Here is a 15,834-nt window from a genome sequence, read left to right on the forward strand (position 1 = left end):
ACCTAGCTGCTGCGGATCAGGTGATGCCTCCGGCGAGTAGGGAGGCGACCACGAACACCCACCATCCGCCTTGGCTTTGGGTGCGCGACGATCGAACTATGCGGGTGCGCGTCATGGCAGTAACTATGACCGATGCTCCACGGCTGGGCTCGAGGACCTGCAGGTGGCCGACGGCTACGGATCTCAGGTGCGGCCACGACGCTGGGCCATCGCCCTCGACGACGGCGGGATCGAGTTCGTCGACTCCGCCGCCCTCCTCGGCCCGCAACCAACCCAACCCACCGAGAACGGCGGGTAGCCCAGAACCTCAACTCGTCGGCGCTCGGCGCGTAGCAAGGCAGTCCCAACTACCGGCGCCTCACGTTGACCAACCACTGACACGGGCGGTCGCCACTGTGTGGCCACTCACCAGGAGCAGCATGTGATCGTGGAGAACATGGACGATCACGCCTGGGTAGTCCCTGACGACGAAGTTGAACCGTTCGACGAGTCGATGCTCATCGAGTTCTGTTACCAGGTGTTCGCCACGCCTGACGAGGTGAAGGATTTCGCTGCTGGGCTGTGTGCCGCGGTCACACCGGTCATCGACACCGTCGGTCGCTACCAGCTGGGCCGAGTCAGTCTGACATCAGTGGAGAACGGCCAACACGATGAGCGACATTCGGCGTCGCGTCGACAACGCAACCCAGGGCAAATGCTGTTCGACGTCACGTTCGCGGTGCGCGGCCGTGGTGACCGCAACTGGCTCGGACACGCCATCTTCCACGAATGTTCCCCGGGCATCGACGGCGACTGCGTGCCGAGCCCCCGACCACGCGTGCTGTCGGCAGGATTACACCACAAACACCCGCCACCAGCGATGACGGGCGTCCGTAGAAGGCGGATCGGCAACCGCGTGCATGGCCGGTGCACGTGCAGCGGGCCGGTGAAACCGTGCTGGCGACGCTGTGCAGGTGCTGCAGAGGCGATCGCCGCCTCACTGACCGCCAGCCCAGCCGGGCCACACAGCTGATTGGAGGTTCTTCTCGCCACTGCGATTCCAGCGCGGCGAACCTGGCTGCGCCCGTCCGGCGAGTCATCTTGGTGTGTCCATGTTGGGATTAGCCTGGTTGGCCTGTTTAGTCATCACGTGTCTGTGTCGGCTCGACCAGAGTGATGGACAGTGGTTGCCCACGTCGTGAAGTTCGCTACTCCCTCTCCACGAACTGGTTCCACGCCGACGCCCAGGTTCCCCAGCACTACGTCGTGGTGTGTGATCAGACCCCAGGTTCCGTCAGTATGACGCTCCGGGTGACTCCCGCCTGATCCCGAACAGCAATGGTCGCGCTGCCGTTGGCGCTGATGTGCACCAACGACTCAGGGACGCCGGGGAGCACGTAAACACCACTGCCACCATCGGGATCAATCATCAGTACACGCCACGTATACGAGGAACCGCCACCATCGTCCTGTGCGGTGATCTGATATACGGCACCCTCGGCGGTGACCTGGGGCAGATAGAGAGGGTAACCAACGACAGTGTGGCTCATCGTTGCGCCGGTGGTGGGATCAATTGCCACGACTTGAGTGATGCCGGTGGTAGACGAGTCTGGGTCCACAACCATCTGATAAGCAGTGCCATCGGCGGCGACCTGCACCGCGGTTGCGTAGGCAGACCGGCCAGCGAAGGTATGAGTGGCGGCAGCGCCGGTCGAGTCGATCACTAGGACCCGAGTCGTGTATCGGCTGACCGAGATGTACTCCGTGGTGGTCTGGTAAGCGGTGCCGTCGGGACCGATCTGCACTGGATTATCAGCTCCGCCCGAAAGACTATGGGTGGTGGTGGCGCCGGTGGTCGGATCGATGATGAAAACTCGGGTAGTGCGTCCGTTCGCCGATGTTCGTTCCACAACGGTTTGGTAGGCGGTACCGTCGGCGCCGAACCGCAATTCACTGACTGGCTCGCCGGGGAGGGTGTGGGTTTCTGCGCTGTCATCGGGTCCGACCACCAGGATTCGGGTGGTGGTGCCGTTCGCCGATGTTCGTTCCACAACGGTTTGGTAGGCGGTGCCGTCGGCGCCGATCTGCAATTGCCCGGTAGGTTGGCCGGCGACGGTGTGTGTGGCGGTGGTTCCGGTGGTGGGGTCGATCACCAGGACTCGGGTGGTGTATCCACTGAGCGACGTTCCGCTCAGAGTTGTTTGGTAAGCGGTGCCGCCGGCGCCGAACCGCACCGGATAGTCAGTTCCTCCGGGGATGTTGTGAGTCGTGGACAGGCCGGTGTCGGGGTCGATCACCAGGAGCCGGGTGGTGGTGGTGCCGGTGGTCGAGTCGTAAGTCTCGACGGTCTGATATGCGGTGCTGTCGGCGCTGATTTGCAACTGCCCGATCGGTCGGCCGGCGACAGTGTGCGTGGCGCTCGTTCCGTTGGTGGGATCGATCACCAGGACTCGAGTGGTGTATCCACCGAGCGACATTCCACTCAGGGTGGTCTGATAAGCCGTGCCGTCTGCGCTGATCCGCACTGCAGTCCCGTTGTCGGGCCGGCCGATGACAGTGCGGGTGACGCTAGTGCCAGTGGTGGGGTCAACTACCAGGACTCGGGTGGTGTAGCCGGTTGCCGAGGTCCCGTCCACTGTCGTTTGGTAGAGCGTGCCGTTGGCGCCGATCTGCAGTTGCTCGGTTGGTTGGCCGGCGACGGTGTGGGTAGTGATTCCGTTGGTCTGGTCAATGACTAGGACTCGGGTTGTGTATCCGTCAATCGAGTCTCCCTCGACGGTGGTTTGGTAGAGCGTGCCGTCCGCGCCAAACTTCAACGTGCCGAACGCTGTACTGGGAAGGGTGTGGGTGGTGGTGCCGCTCGGGTCGATCACCAGGACCCGGGTGAGGGCTCCGGTAGTCGTGTTGCCTTCAACGGTAGTTTGATAAGCGGTGCCGTCGGCACCGATCTGGATCTCCCGAGGTGGTCGACCAGCCAAAGTGTGGGTGGTGGTGGTGTCGGTGGTGGGGTCGATCGCCAGGACTCGGGTGGTGTAGCTGGCGCCAGAGTTCCATGTGTAAGTGGTCTTGTAGAGGGTGCCGTCGGGTCCGAACTGCAGCGGTCCAACCGACGAACCAGGAAGCGTGTGGGTGGTGGTGGTGCCGGTGGTGGGGTCGATGACATCGACTCGTGTTATGTCGTTCGGACCATCTTGAACCATCACAACCACACCCGCGGCCGTCACAACATACTCGCCCGCGTCATTCTCCGCGGCCAACCCCATCACCGGAACGGTGACCACGGTTGCCGTGCTGTCACCGTGGCCATCGTCGATGGTGATCGTGAACTGATCGGTCATGTCCGCGTTGGTGGCGTCGACGTGGGACGCGGAATAGCGGGCGGATCTGGTCGGTGTATAGGTGTAGGCACCAGTCGCGGGGTTGATGGTGATAGTCCCACGACCGCTGGCGGTGCTGAATGTGTTGGGGCTACTGGCTATTGGGGTGGCTCCGGTGACGGTGTAGGTGAGGGTGTCGGTATCGGCGTCTACTCCAAGGACGGTTCCGCTCACTTGCCCGATGTTGATGTTTACGCTCGGTGGGGTGCTGGGTGTGCTGGCAGTGGGGGCCTGGTTGTAGGGGACAAGGGTGACGGTGATCGGTATGGGAATGCCGGCGTCGGAGACGTCGGTGACGGTGACGATGAAGGTATAGGTAGTCGCGGCGCCGAGGACGGCAGCGGCATGTCGGGTGGCGAGGGTGGGGGCGAAAACGAAAGCGCCCGTGACGGGATCGACGGTGATCTGGGCGTCGTTCGCGGGTCCGGAGTAGTGCAGGGGATGGCCTTCGGGATCGGTGACCATGCCGGCGACGGAGCCGGTGACGACCCCATCGCTACTGATGTTGGAGATTTCGGGTGTGGCGGTCGGGTCGAGCACCGGTGGCTGATTGGTGGTTTCGTCGGCGGTGACGGTGACGGTGACAGTGGTGGAGGTTGTGTGTCGTCCGGTCTGGAACAGCGACGACAGGCCGTGCAGATGGAATCCGGTGTTGTCGGAGGCGGTGACGACGAAGTGGTCGGTTCCCCCCGTTTCCCGCAGCGCTGCGCTGGGGAAGTACAGGTAGGTGCCGGTGGCCGGGTCGATGGAGACAGTCCCGCCGTTAGTCGGGTTGGTGGTGACGGAGTAGGTGAGGCGGTCATCGTCGGGATCGGTGATGCCGACGTTACCGGTGATGGTGCCGTCGGTTTGTTCGCTTGTGGTGTATTGACCGGCGACAGGCGTCTGGTTGGCGAACAGCACCTGGGTTCGACGAACCCACCACAACAGTGTCCACGGAGCGGGGGTCAATGATGCGCCCGGGACCGCGCCGCCACCCAGCAGTGGAATACCCAGCACAGCAAGCAAACCCGAGATCGGGACCGCGGCCGTGTCCTGCGGCGCGGACATGAGACGTGCCGTATCCGTCTGCGGTGCGCTCGCTGCGGCGGTGAACACTGCCGCCGGCTGCGGCGGCATGTCGACGGGACCGGCCGGTGCAGGGGTTGGTGTCGCCAGTCCCTCCGGCAATGGCAGGGGAGTCACGGCAGCGTTTCCGCCGTCGCTGTCGCGAGGTGGCTGTGATTCGACCTCGGCTGCCGTGTTTCCCGGCGCTGTCGATGACGATTCTGTGGTGTCGGCTGTAGTTTCACCGTCGGCTAGTGCCGGCGGTGCGGGTTCAGACACTGCACCGGCGTTGGGCACTACCGACCGCTGGGTATCAGAGGGGCGTGAGGAACGAACTGGTGACAGGTTCGGTTTAGGCCGCGAGTGTGAGCGGCTCGGCTAGCTTGGCTTCGAACTCGATGGGCGTCAAGCCGCCGAGGGTGTCCTGGGCGCGCTGGCGGTGATACTTCCGCTCGATCCAAACGACGATGGCGAGTCGCAGCTCCTGCCGGGTCGCCCACCGCTGCTGGTTGAGGACGTTCGTTTGCAGCAGTGACCAGAACGACTCCATGGCCGCGTTGTCCCCCGCAGCGCCGACTCTTCCCATCGATCCGACCATGTCGTGGCGGCGCAACTCGCGGGCCATCGCGCGGCTGCGGAACTGGCTGCCCCTGTCGGCGTGCAGGATGCAGCCGGCGACCTCACCGCGGCGCGCGACAGCATTTCGGACGGCGTCTACGGCGAGTTTCGCGGTCATCCGATCTGAGATCGAGTACCCGACGATTCGGTTGGAGAACACGTCCTTGATCGCGCAGCAGTAGAGCTTGCCTTCGCTCGTCCAGTGCTCCGTGATGTCCGTGAGCCAGAGCCGGTTCGGTGCATCGGCGCGGAACACGCGCTGGACGTGGTCGTCGAACACGGGCGGCCCGGCCTTCTTCCCCTTCCCGCGTCGCCGGCGTTGCGCGGACGAGAGAATCCCCGCCTGCGAGCACAGCTTCCACGCCGTCCGCCGGCTCATCCGCCACCCCGCTCGGCGGGCCTCGTCGGCGAGGTATCGGTAGCCGAACGTCGGGTCCTCGTGGTGCGCATCATGCAGCGCGTTGATCCGATATGCGCGGAGCACGTCCGCGTCCCGGACGGGGTCGTTGCGCCACCGGTAGTAGGGCTGGCGGGCGAGCTTGAGAACCCGGCACGACACCGTCACGGGGATCCCCGCGTCGGCGAGCTCAGATACGAGCGGGTACGTCATTTTGGGGAGCCACCAAGCCGCAGGTTCGCCTGCGACAGATACGCCGCCGCACGGCGGAGGACCTCGTTCTCCTGCTCGAGCAACCGGATCCGCTTCTTCAACTCCCGCGCCTCGGCGGCGTCCGCGGCGGTCTGGCCGGGACGGTTACCGTCTTCGACGTCGGCTTGACGGAGCCAGTTCTGCAACGTCGCTTCGCTGATACCGAAGTCGGCGGCGATCTGTTTGATGGTGACGCCGCTCTCGCGGCTGCGAGCAACCGCAACGACGTCCTCGCGGAACTCTCTGGGATAGGGGCCGGGCATGATGACATCCTCCCCGTCAGCGCCTCCCGGCACTAACGATCAGTTGTCACCAGTTCGTTCCTCACGCCCGAGGCGCCGAAGTTGCCACCTTCGGTGGCACCAGACGTGTCGGGTGTTTGCGGGGGTGGTGGCGGTTCGGTCCCATTCTCCGGCGGCGACCATGTGGCCTCGCCTTGCGGTGCTGCTGGCGGATCATTCTGGGAGTCGGATGCGATGTCAGCACCACCAGGGTCATCGCTGGAGTCCGTCGAGGTGGCGGTGTCTCCCTGCGACGACGCGGCAGTCTGTTCCGCGTCTGGCGCGCTGCCAGAGGAGGATGAACCGTCCTCGGTGCTCGAGGACGAGGCTCCCCCGTCAGCAGATGTTCCCCCGTCTTCGTCGGCGTGGGCCTGTCCCTGACCGCCGTAGAGCACGATGCTGAAGCCGGCGGCAGCAGCGAGAAGGCGGATACGACGCTGATGTGCGGTGCGCATAACAACCCTTGAGTGGTAGCAATCCCCGACCGCTGAAACCGATAACACGAGGCCTCATCCTGATGGGCCAACAACGCCGAACGCTACGCCGTCAGCGCCGAACAGAATTCGGGACGGTGCACAGATCACTTGTTCGGATGACATCTACTTTCTTTGTCTAGCAAACGATTTGCTGCTCTCAGGACAGGCCTCGCGGACTGGCGTCCCCGCCGGACAGCGATCGTGAGGCGATCGCAAACTCGGCTGTGTTCGAGCTCGCTGCCATACCCTGATGTCACCGAGTCCGATCACCTGGAAGCGCCACAGAATGACCAAGTGTGAGGTCATCGTGCGGCATCGGCAGCGAGGTTGTTGCCGACGGGTCAAACCGTGCGGCGCGGCGATGCGTTGCGGTGGTGGGCACTGAGGCGATCGCCACCCAGCCAATGACTAGTAACGCCGCGACCAGCGGCGACGGGCATTTGTGGCCGGTCGGTGACCGGTTACGGCCGATACGCCTGCATCGGGCCGGACAGGGTGCGGTCGTGCGGCACCGGCATAGTGGCCGCAGTGGGTGGATGAAACCGTGCCGACGAGGGCAGCGAGGTATGCCCGGTCGGTGCCGGCGGCGTGGCGGTGGTGGCAGAGGCGATCGCCACCGCACCGACACCCACCCCGACCGTCAGCAGTGTCGCGACGATCATCCGGCGCGGACAAGACGTCACAGCATTTCCATCAGTGTTGTGTGCCTGCATGATTCGGGTACCGGGCTCCCGCAGGGTGCCGGTTACGGGCGCAGTACCTTCAGCTGACCGGCATCACCGATCGGCGACCCGGTGCCCTTACGGGTCAGATCGTCACCACCGACAGGCCCTTGTTCAGCGATCACCAGAAAGTCAACGGTGCCGGGGTTCTCCCGCGCCGCGGCCCCGTCGTTGCTGACCTGGTGCACCCCGATACCCAGCGGTGCATCGGTGGGGGTGGCGGCGGTCGCCACGCCGGCACCGAAGGTGACCAGTCCGGCGGTCAGCACGGTGGCGGCGAGGATGCGGCGGGGTGAAAGCGCTGTCATAGCAGTAGTTCTCCGATCGTGTCGAGGTGGCCGCCCCCGTCTGGGCGGCCTGGACACCGATCTGACGGCCCCGGCCGTACCGAAAGTTCCCGCCCCGACACCGTGACACCGGTCACCCCCGCATCGATGTGTCACCAGAACAGGGGACACGGGGTGTCTGACCGCGCGCGCACCTCGGCCGTCGGTACGGCTACGATGACGGCAGGGCAGCGATGCGCCTGACAGCATCGACAATTATGCTTACTACGAAATGCCAGGGCATTGACGAATGTGCCGGTTACGCACCGTCATTGGGGCGAATACAGTACCGACAGCTCACTGGTGGCACACCATGAGGATGGGGTCGGCGCGGTAGTCTCGGGGCAGGTGGTAGCGATGCACCCCAGAGCATCGACGCGGTTAACATAGCGACCCACTCACCTTTGTCGAGTGGAGGCGCTGCGCGCAGCCTGAGTGGTGGTCTGCGTAGTAGCGGTCGGTGCAAGGCGATGGCGCACCGCTGCCAGAAAGCACACCCATCAACTCGGGGCCGGTGGCCAGCTTGCTGACGGAGTTCCTTCGTTGTCGATGGTAGCGATCGAGCAGCCCTCCGATGGCTTGTGCGGGTGGTGCTCGCTACAGTCGAGTCTCACGTGGTAGCGGCGCACCCCATAAGCGCCGATATCTTTGGACGCACCCGTTACGGGTGCTTCGATGATGCTGCGCGGTCGAGCATGTTCTGGGTGGCCGCCTGGTAGGGGTCGAAACGCTGGCCGCAGCCGTGACACACCACCTGGTCGCCGTCGACCTCCCGGACGGTCGAGGTGTGCCCGCAGGCTGGGTGTGTGGTGATCAGGCCGGCCGAGGGCACCGTCGTGACCGGCACACCGTCGCGGGTGGCGGCCGCGATGAGCAGCTCACGCAGCGAGCCCGGGGCGGCGACGGTGCGGCGGTGGGCGATGCGCTGGCGCACCTCGCGTGACAGTTCTCCGTCGGGCAGTGCCGCGATCGCGGCGATTTGCGACAGCGACGTGTCATCGACCACGACCCGCCCGGCGGTGGCGGACACGACCGCGGCCACCTGCCGATAGAAGTCGCGCCGCCGCCGTAACGCTTTGAGCCGCGAGTGTGCCTGGCGGCGCCACATCGGCACATCGCGACGACGCCACTGCGACAACGCCTCCACGATGGCCGCGGCGCCGGCGGGTGGCTGTTCGCGCCACCGCGATTCCAGCGTGGCGAACCGTGCCGCGCTCATCCAGCGAGCCACCTCGGTGGCGGTGAGTTCGTCGCTGCCGGGGGCGGGGTGGGGTAGTGGGCCGTGCTCGGTCAGCCACGCTACGAGCTGCTCGCGGATCGCGGCCAGCTCGTGTGCCCGTTGGGAGGCCAGACGATTGGCGTAGGCGACCTGGGAGGCCACCGACCCCGGCAGCCGGATCGTCCCCGTCGTCGCGCCGTCATTGACGGTGAGTAACTCGCGCACGGTCTCTGGTACCTCGAGGGTGGTGCTCGACCGCCAGTTCGCGACCACGATCGCCTCCGGATCGGCGGGGTCCTCGCGCCATCCCAGCCGCACCGCCACATCCGGTCCGCTCTGCCGCGGTGACGGGTCGTCGAGCTTGGCGACCAGCGACAGCTGGGCGGTGAACCGGTCGCTGACGCGGGTTACCGTCAGCCGGGCCATGGTGATGTCGGCATCGGCAGGCAGCATGCGGTGCTGTTGCACCGGGATCTCGATCCACTGCGGCACCCCGTTCAGGGAGCCGCACCGCATCCGCACGGTCACCCGACCGGCGCGGCGCTGCTCGCCGCGCGACAGCTGCGCCCACACCTGCGGTTCTGTCCACGGCACCACCAGGATGTTGCGGAACCGGCTGTCCGGGTTGGCCAGCATTTGCGGGGTGCGTGCCGGTTGGTCGGCGGTGCGTACCAGCTGCACGGTGATCGTGCCGGTGCCGTCGAAATGGTGCGGACGTAGCTGGGCGTGGCGGCCCTGCTGGCGAGCCTTCTTCACCCGATTCACCGCCGTCTTATGGTCGGCGACAACACTATTGAACGTCGACCAATACAGGTTGCCGTCGGTGCAATACAGCCGATACAACTGCTTCTGGGTGGCGTACATCGCGGCATAGATCTCCCGGATCTGCGGGTCGGCCACCACCCGCGCCTTACCGATCTCCGCGCGACGCCGGGCACGCAGCTCCTTGAGCTGGGCGCGGGCCTGCTTGACCTGCTCGGCTGGCGCCCCACCCACCCGCTTACGCGACTGCGCGCGGATCTCGGCAACCACCGCCATCGCCTCATCGACCTCGGTCTGCGCGCCTGCCACCGCGGCTTCGAGTTCGGCGATCTGCTGATACTGCGACCACACCGCCGACACCTTCGCCTCCGCCGCAATCTGTGCCGCGACCAGGTCCTCCCGCAGGTCATGCGCCAACCGCAACTGCACACTGAGCGCCTCAGGAAACTCCCACCGATAGTGCACACCCATCGTGACCACCGTGACCGCCACCGACCCCACCTCCCTTCACCTCTGCTCCGAGACCGCGCTCGTGGTCGTCGCAGTTCATCGCCGCGAACAGGTGGGATCGAGTACTTTCACGTCATGCACTCCGACACACCGGATCACCAGGGCGCGACCGGCCCTCAATGGTCGCAGCCACTACCCCCGGTTCCCTACGAGGACCCCTTCACTCAACCAGGTACTCCCGCAGCACCGCCCGGCTACATCCCCACCACCGGCGCCTACCCGCCCGCACCGATGTATCAGCCCGCGCCCGCCTATCCACCCCAGCAGTTCTACCCCGCTCAGCCGATCTACCACCCGCAGCCGATCATGGTGGTCGCCGGCGAGAAAAGCGTCGGCCTTGCCTTCCTCCTCGCGTTCCTCTTCGGCCCCCTCGGCATGCTCTATGCGACCGTGGCCGGAGCGCTGATCATGATCTGTGTCAGCCTCGCGGCCGCGGTGCTGTCGCTGTTCCTGTTCGGCATCCCCCTGTTCTTCACCTGGATCGCCTGCATCGTGTGGTCCTGCATCGCCGCCGGCAACCACAACACCAACCTGCAACGACGAGCTGCCGGGTTCTACTGACTCGTCGCATGAATTGATAGTTTCGTGGCGGCTCAACCTAATTCGCCCACCGTGCACGTATCCGTCTGACGCACTCCGGCCGGTGCATCGGGACGATCCAAGAATCAGACCGGCCAGGCGCTCAGTCCTCACGGGTCAGCGTCATGCCCTGTATTCGAATAAACTCGGCGTCGGTAGGAATGGTGAGAGTGCCTTCGTCGCGATCGGCGAGGTTGACCACCGCCACCACCTGGCACTGGGAGTCTTCGCAAATATCCCATCGGCCACCAGAGCTGTCGGTGAAGTGATAGTCACCGGGCTGCACATCGACGCCAACCCAGTAGATTCCGTCGGTGATCGGGGCGGGCACATGTTTGGGCGGTACCACGGCTTTGCCGATGAACCAGACAGCAGCGCAGGCGGCAATTGTGAGGACCGCGACGATCGCCAGCTGGGCCCAGGGCAGCCGCCGCGGCGGCTGTGCGGGTGGCGGCATGTACGGCTGAGCCATAGCGGAACCCCGATCTGTCTGGAGCGCACCCCGTTCAGGCGCACCCATGTCGGGCCATTCTCGGCGTAGCGCGGTGCCGACGCAGCCTATCCGGACAGATCCGGTTCACAGCCGCACATAGAGCATGCGGGCCCGATGGCCGATCCGCTCGAGGAGCTCGCTCTCGAACTGCTCGGACAGCGGCCAGCTGTTGACGAACGACAACGAGCCGTAGTTGCCATAACCGGCGAACACGTGCGGCCAGTTGCCGAGCAGATCAGTGTGTCCACACTGTCCACACGTCGCGGTGGGTTCGCTGCGCGTCTCATACCACCGCGACAGCAGCTCCCCGCCGGCGACGGCTGTGGGCAGCGGCTGCGAACACTGCGGGCATGGTGGTCCTTCGAACCCGTCCAGGTTGCTCGAGATCTGCCAGCCCTTGTGTGCGCGGACCCCGAACAGGATGTGTCGGCCACTGGCGGCCACGTGGTCTGGCACCCAGGCAGGATCGAAGGCCTCAGCGAAACGCCGGCCTTCCCGATAGGCGCCATAAAAAGGATCGGGGTGCTCGGCGACAGCGATGATCTCGCGAGCCAGCAGCCAGTCGATCTGGTCATCGACCAGCTGGGCGGCCTCGTCCTCGGTGGCCGCCACGCTGAGAAACTCGACCCAGTTGTCCGACATCAGCAGCACGGTACTGCACATGTTCGCTCATGCCGTGGTGCGAGAGCACTGGCTCTGACGTAGGGCTTCCCGGCGCGCAACGTGCAGAACAACTATGTGTGCGCCAGGCTCCCGCACCAGTGTTGACCATACCTTATTATCGAATGTGTGTTCGATAAGTGGCCAGATCGGCGGACGTTGCGGATGTTCGACCCGCCGCGCCCGGTCATGGTCGACATGGGCACGCTCGACCCGTCTTGTGGGCGGCCCTACGCGGCCACGGAGGGTGGGGTGTCGCTGCGGATTCGGGCGTTCGGTGCCCGGATAGAACCGATGATGCCGGCCGGCCAGGTGGCGTGGCTGCAACTGTCGAACGGTCTCTGGCGGGGGATCTGCGAGATGCGGATCGAGAGCGCGAATCATGTATCAGCGGCGACGATCACGTTGTGGGTGCCGCCCGAAGCCATCCATATCCAGGAGGAACCCCAGTGACTGAAAACATCGACGGCACCACCGGGGCTCTGACCAATCGGGTCGCGCCCAAGCGAGGCCGCGCCGCACTGACTGACCTGACGCTGATCGTGCGCCCACCCGGTTGTTCGGCCAAAATCAGGATCTACACCGCCGCCGAGGCCACAGAGGCCCAGGCATACGCCGCCGAGACCGGTGGCGTCGTCGAGCAACTCCCGTAACAGCTGGGACGACGATCTGCCTAGCCCTCGGCTGGGGCACTTGTGTTGCGTCACTGCAGGTCTGCCCAGAGCGCTTCGTCAGGTGTCTTGTCGGTGCGTAACCCCTTCCAGGAGGGGTGGCGGAGGCGGCGGGTGAACTCGCGATACTCCACGGTGCCGACCAGAAGTGGACGCACCCACCTCACCTGGTCGCTCGATAGCGGCGCGACGCTGGTGAAGGGAGGTTCGGCGCATTCGATGGGGGCCAGCAGGGCTGCGAGGTCTCGCCGGTGTTGTTGGGTGAATCCGGTACCGACGTCGCCGAGGTAGACCAGCTCGTCGGGATCGCGGTAGGCACCGACCAGCAGTGATCGGACCGAGGTGCGGCCGACCCACCCGCACACAATTACCTCGGCGCTGCGTCGCAGCGGCGTTTTGATCCAGGACGGCGAGCGCTGCCCCCGCAGATATGGCGAGGTGGTGCGTTTGGCCACCACGCCCTCCAGTCCGAAATCTGTTGCTGTGTTCTGCATGGTGGTGGCGTCGACGTCGGTCCAGTACGGCGTGATCTGCACGGTGCGGCTGCTGATCAGAGTGTCCAGAAGAGCGCGCCGCTCGAGGTAGGGGAGGACAGCGACATCGGCACCGTCGATCTCGAGGAGATCGAACAGATAGAACGCTGCCGGCACGGAAGTGAGCAGTCGGCGAGTGGGCCGCTGAACGGGCATGCGGCGCTGCAGGAGCGAGAATGACGGACGCCCCGCGGTGTCGAGGACGACAATCTCACCGTCGACAACGAGATCGTGCCCGGCCGCGGCCGCCGGCAGAGCCGCGGCGATCTCGGGGTAAGACGACGTGATCGGGCTGCGGTTACGGCTGACCAGCGACACGTCAGTGTCGGTGACCCGTGCGAGGCAGCGCTGTCCACTGGAGTGCAGGCGGGTTCTGTGTCGGACCGAAGAGGACGGTGGTCAGGTTGTTCCTGGTCTCGGGCCCCTTTGGTGGCGCAGGGAGAGCGCCGAAAATATGGCGATTACTGCGAGATTCTGACAGTTGGGGGCATATAGTGCGAGCTTATGGCAGATTTTCGAACCCGCCGAGCGGCTGCGGTTGCCGCCGAGGCGCCCGGGTCTGTCATACCCACTGGGTTGGCGGACGTCGAGGAGATACAAGCTGCGCGCTCTGATGCGGCTGATCTTGCCGATGAGTCGGCGTTCTTCGTCGAGACGATCGCGGAGTACGGCTGGGCGCGCGACGTCTCAGGACTGGCGCCTTCGACGTTGCAGTCGTTGGTCAGGCCCGTGCTGGAGGTATGTGACCATTATGGCTGTGTGCCTTGGCGTTTGACGTCTCGGCAGTTTGATCAGTACTTCTCCGGGCCGGGTAAACGCCACCACTCGACGATGCGTAAGAAGGCTAGTCAGGTCGACACGTACTTCGCCTTCCTCGAGCAGCGATACGGTGGTGAGATCGCACGTAGATTTGGCGTGACGGTTCGTTCGCCGGTCGACCCGTTCAACCGTCCCCGGCACCGCGGCGACTTCGCGTTGCGCATCCCTCCCTCGCAGCGGGCGATGACTGAGTTCTTCGCAGTATGGCGAGCGGATCTGGTCGAGTCGCGCAAGTACCCGGTCGCGGTGCGCGACTACGTCATGGCCAAGATTGCGTACTTGTCGGGGGTCCGAGCGAAAGAGCTGTGCGCGGTCAAGATTGGTGACGTGCACTGGGAGCGAGGGCACTGGGGCCGGTTTGTCGTGACCGGCAAAGGTGCACGCGGTTCGGGCCCGCGGCAGCGTGAAGCATTCCTCTTCGCGGAGGGACGGGAACTGCTCTGGTGGTACATCGAGAACATACGCGGCCAGTTCTGCGACGACGCCTCCAACGACTCGGCCCCGCTGTGGCCTTCAGAACGCCTGCCGACCGCGGTCGCGGCCTTGAACATGGCCACAGCATCGCCGATCCGCCCCGAGACTTTCCGCAAGGCACTCAAGCGAGCATCGCGAATGTATCTACCCGGGCCGGTCGATGAGCTGTTTCCCCACCTCCTGCGCCACGCCTGCGCGACGCACAACTACCAGAACGGTATGCCGCTGTGGGATGTGCAGCGGCTGCTCGGGCACCAATGGCCGAGCACCACGGTGGGTTATCTGGCATCTACGAGTGCCGATCCGGAGCACGCTGTGTTGACCTCCACGCAGCGCGCGGTCCGACGTCTGGGAATCGAGGGTTAGATGAAGTGGAATCTGAGAATGGTTGCCGCGCAACGGGACATATGGAGGCCGACACAACTCCTAAAGGCGTTCGAAGACGTGGGGTTTGAGCCATCACTGAGCAAGGTAGCGTCACTCTGGTCCAAGTCGCCGGTCACGATCCGTCTCGACGATCTGGACAAGATCTGCGCCGCGCTCGACTGCACCGTCGATGAGCTCATGCAAGCAGAACCCGTGCCGAGCCGCGCCACTCCCAACCAGGAGCAAAACGCTATCGGGCACAACCCCACGGCCGGCCGGCCGGTGCCACGCACGTCCGGTGGCCGATCGTTGCCGCCGAACTGACGACACGCACCCGGACATGGACCCCACTCCGACGCCACCGCCGGCGACGCCTGGCCGCGATGAGCGATCGGTACACCGCTACCTTCACGACGATGTTCCGCCCCAGTTTCGAGACGACATCACAGTCTGGATCCGGTCGCTACGCGGGGACGGTTCCCGACCCTCGATCCCCGTCCAGTGGGTCACAGTCCGAACTTACCTGGCCTTCTCCCTTCCAGCTCTACGTAATTGGGCGACCCGATACCAGTCTCTGCGAGAGGTCACACGGGACGACGTCGAGTCGGAACTCGAGGCACACCTCGGCGGCTCTGCGCCCAACGTGCATGTCGCACTACGATCACTGTTCGGTCGGTTACAGCGAGAGAATCGGATCTTCGCCGACCCAGCGCGAGGACTCGTCGGGCGGTACGCACGCCGGGTGCCGCAGTCGCTGCCCAGCAGTCAGTTACGTGCAGCGTTTGAGGTCACCCATTCGCCACGGGACCGGCTCATCCTGGCACTCGCTGCGGTGCACGCCTTGGGAGTGAAAGAGATACAGCAGTTGTCGATCGACGACGTCGACTTGGCCGGCGGGACGATCGCGATTGCTCGCCGCTCCGGCCGGCACACCGTGCCGCTCGATGAGGCCGTGCATCGGCTCATGCAACAATGGCTCGATCATCGTCATCGTCAATGGCCGCGAACGCAAAACCGGTACCTGATCGTCAGCAGAAACACAGCGCTACAACCAGATCAGGCGATGAGTCCTTACGGACTTACTGCCGTCTTCCGGAGAGTCGGACTCAGTGCCAGCAGACTTCGCGCTGACCGAATCTACGACGAAGCCACCCACACCGCCGACCCGGTCGTCCTGATGAAAGTGTTCGGCATCGGGGTCGGCACAGCAGTGCGCTACGTGCGGGCAGCGCACCCGACCCGCTTCCACCCCGACCCTGTCGCGGACTAGCAG

15 protein-coding genes and 1 pseudogene are annotated in these 15,834 nt (G+C 64.9%); 8 read left to right on the forward strand and 8 right to left on the reverse strand.

Translation table 11 applies throughout. The features are described 5' to 3' along the window. The first annotated feature begins 163 nt into the window (after positions 1 to 163). Positions 164 to 298, forward strand: coding sequence for a hypothetical protein (locus AB4Z55_RS26210; RefSeq protein WP_369521070.1), 135 nt, complete (start codon positions 164 to 166; stop codon positions 296 to 298). Positions 299 to 421: 123 nt separating this feature from the next. Continuing rightward, positions 422 to 1,012: a hypothetical protein gene (locus tag AB4Z55_RS26215; protein ID WP_369521071.1), complete on the forward strand. Its 591-nt coding sequence runs from the start codon at positions 422 to 424 to the stop codon at positions 1,010 to 1,012. 244 nt (positions 1,013 to 1,256) lie between these two features. Here AB4Z55_RS26215 and AB4Z55_RS26220 read toward each other — a convergent pair whose 3' ends face one another. The 5 genes and pseudogenes from AB4Z55_RS26220 to AB4Z55_RS26240 form a co-directional block, all read right to left on the reverse strand. Next, positions 1,257 to 4,541, reverse strand: a complete 3,285-nt coding sequence (locus AB4Z55_RS26220; protein WP_369521072.1) for a hypothetical protein — start codon at positions 4,539 to 4,541, stop codon at positions 1,257 to 1,259. A 214-nt stretch (positions 4,542 to 4,755) separates the two neighbouring features. Continuing rightward, positions 4,756 to 5,933, reverse strand: a pseudogene (locus AB4Z55_RS26225) (IS3 family transposase). 955 nt (positions 5,934 to 6,888) lie between these two features. Then, positions 6,889 to 7,110: a hypothetical protein gene (locus tag AB4Z55_RS26230; RefSeq protein ID WP_369521073.1), complete on the reverse strand. Its 222-nt coding sequence runs from the start codon at positions 7,108 to 7,110 to the stop codon at positions 6,889 to 6,891. Between the two features lie 62 nt (positions 7,111 to 7,172). After that, the gene (locus tag AB4Z55_RS26235) at positions 7,173 to 7,457 is read right to left on the reverse strand and encodes a hypothetical protein (RefSeq protein WP_369521074.1); all 285 of its coding nucleotides are present in this window, start codon (positions 7,455 to 7,457) and stop codon (positions 7,173 to 7,175) included. A gap of 679 nt (positions 7,458 to 8,136) precedes the next feature. Further along, positions 8,137 to 9,948: a hypothetical protein gene (locus AB4Z55_RS26240; RefSeq protein ID WP_369521075.1), complete on the reverse strand. Its 1,812-nt coding sequence runs from the start codon at positions 9,946 to 9,948 to the stop codon at positions 8,137 to 8,139. Between the two features lie 93 nt (positions 9,949 to 10,041). On the opposite strand from AB4Z55_RS26240, the gene AB4Z55_RS26245 reads away from it, so the two are divergent. Next, entirely contained in the window at positions 10,042 to 10,527 is a 486-nt protein-coding gene (locus tag AB4Z55_RS26245; protein WP_369521076.1) for a hypothetical protein, read from the forward strand. Between the two features lie 121 nt (positions 10,528 to 10,648). Here the strand turns inward: AB4Z55_RS26245 and AB4Z55_RS26250 are convergent, their stop codons facing one another. Continuing rightward, entirely contained in the window at positions 10,649 to 11,017 is a 369-nt protein-coding gene (locus AB4Z55_RS26250) for a hypothetical protein (protein WP_369521077.1), read from the reverse strand. A gap of 105 nt (positions 11,018 to 11,122) precedes the next feature. Beyond that, entirely contained in the window at positions 11,123 to 11,680 is a 558-nt protein-coding gene (locus AB4Z55_RS26255; protein WP_369521078.1) for a hypothetical protein, read from the reverse strand. 147 nt (positions 11,681 to 11,827) lie between these two features. Here AB4Z55_RS26255 and AB4Z55_RS26260 point away from each other — a divergent pair, with 147 nt between their 5' ends. Both AB4Z55_RS26260 and AB4Z55_RS26265 read left to right on the forward strand, forming a co-directional pair. Beyond that, complete coding sequence (locus tag AB4Z55_RS26260) at positions 11,828 to 12,151, forward strand: hypothetical protein (RefSeq protein ID WP_369521079.1); 324 nt, start codon at positions 11,828 to 11,830, stop codon at positions 12,149 to 12,151. Continuing rightward, complete coding sequence (locus AB4Z55_RS26265; RefSeq protein WP_369521080.1) at positions 12,148 to 12,351, forward strand: hypothetical protein; 204 nt, start codon at positions 12,148 to 12,150, stop codon at positions 12,349 to 12,351. The genes AB4Z55_RS26260 and AB4Z55_RS26265 overlap by 4 nt, the downstream gene beginning before the upstream one ends. A 50-nt stretch (positions 12,352 to 12,401) precedes the next feature. Here AB4Z55_RS26265 and ligD read toward each other — a convergent pair whose 3' ends face one another. Then, positions 12,402 to 13,268, reverse strand: coding sequence for a non-homologous end-joining DNA ligase (ligD, locus tag AB4Z55_RS26270; protein WP_369521092.1), 867 nt, complete (start codon positions 13,266 to 13,268; stop codon positions 12,402 to 12,404). A 210-nt stretch (positions 13,269 to 13,478) separates the two neighbouring features. On the opposite strand from ligD, the gene AB4Z55_RS26275 reads away from it, so the two are divergent. From AB4Z55_RS26275 to AB4Z55_RS26285, 3 genes are all read left to right on the forward strand, one after another. Beyond that, entirely contained in the window at positions 13,479 to 14,561 is a 1,083-nt protein-coding gene (locus tag AB4Z55_RS26275) for a tyrosine-type recombinase/integrase (RefSeq protein WP_369518908.1), read from the forward strand. Further along, on the forward strand, positions 14,562 to 14,885 hold the full coding sequence (locus AB4Z55_RS26280; protein WP_369518907.1) for a helix-turn-helix domain-containing protein: 324 nt from the start codon (positions 14,562 to 14,564) through the stop codon (positions 14,883 to 14,885). It abuts the gene before it with no gap. A gap of 418 nt (positions 14,886 to 15,303) precedes the next feature. Continuing rightward, positions 15,304 to 15,831, forward strand: coding sequence for a site-specific integrase (locus AB4Z55_RS26285; protein WP_369518906.1), 528 nt, complete (start codon positions 15,304 to 15,306; stop codon positions 15,829 to 15,831). The last annotated feature ends 3 nt before the right edge of the window (positions 15,832 to 15,834 follow it).

The sequence above is a fragment of the Gordonia sp. ABKF26 genome, from assembly GCF_041103195.1.
In the GTDB taxonomy this organism is placed as follows: Bacteria; Actinomycetota; Actinomycetes; order Mycobacteriales; family Mycobacteriaceae; genus Gordonia; species Gordonia terrae.

Coding starts and splice junctions, on each gene's coding strand:
- AB4Z55_RS26235 (WP_369521074.1), bottom strand. CDS start 7,457: ATGACAGCGCTTTCACCCCGCCGCATCCTCGCCGCCACCGTGCTGACC.
- AB4Z55_RS26245 (WP_369521076.1), top strand. CDS start 10,042: ATGCACTCCGACACACCGGATCACCAGGGCGCGACCGGCCCTCAATGG.
- AB4Z55_RS26250 (WP_369521077.1), bottom strand. CDS start 11,017: ATGGCTCAGCCGTACATGCCGCCACCCGCACAGCCGCCGCGGCGGCTG.
- AB4Z55_RS26255 (WP_369521078.1), bottom strand. CDS start 11,680: ATGTCGGACAACTGGGTCGAGTTTCTCAGCGTGGCGGCCACCGAGGAC.
- AB4Z55_RS26280 (WP_369518907.1), top strand. CDS start 14,562: ATGAAGTGGAATCTGAGAATGGTTGCCGCGCAACGGGACATATGGAGG.